The sequence below is a fragment of the Haloferax sp. KTX1 genome, from assembly GCF_902410085.1.
In the GTDB taxonomy this organism is placed as follows: Archaea; Halobacteriota; Halobacteria; order Halobacteriales; family Haloferacaceae; genus Haloferax; species Haloferax massiliensis.
In genome coordinates this window covers 1-443 of sequence record NZ_CABPRH010000198.1, presented here as the reverse complement: position 1 = coordinate 443, position 443 = coordinate 1, and the positions used below count along the sequence as shown (strand labels likewise).

The following is a 443-nucleotide window of genomic DNA, read 5'->3' as shown; positions in this document are numbered from 1 at the left end:
GGATCACAGGGCGTGCCGGCCATTTCGGGCTGGACGCAGGAGCCGGATTTCAGCTTTCCACGCATCCGGCTGAATGCCTACCATCTGGAAGAAACGGAACCGGTCGGCGGGATTTCCGAGCTCCATGGTGAGGAATTGATCCTGATCCGCGGCTATACCTACCTGGGCCGCCTGGATGCCCTGAAGGAGGCGAATGCCTCCCGAATCGACAAGGCGTCGACGCATGTTGCGGCCCTTCGCATGCTCAGGGCGGAGCGTGGTGACTATCTGCTGGATTTCACGGCGCCGGTCACTGATGCGCTGACAACCCGACCGATCCCGAGCATCACCTACAGCCCCATTACATCCTGGAAAACGACTCTGGTTTTCTCCCAAAAAACACCGGAGGTTGAGGCCGTGATCAGTGATTTCGAGAAGGCAGAGTCCACCCTGGAGCTCAGGCT

General features: G+C 59.4%; 1 protein-coding gene. It reads left to right on the top strand.

Annotated features, from left to right (window positions below):
- Positions 1–443 (top strand): hypothetical protein (locus tag FY251_RS22765; protein WP_222847898.1); only part of this gene is annotated, 443 nt, incomplete at both ends.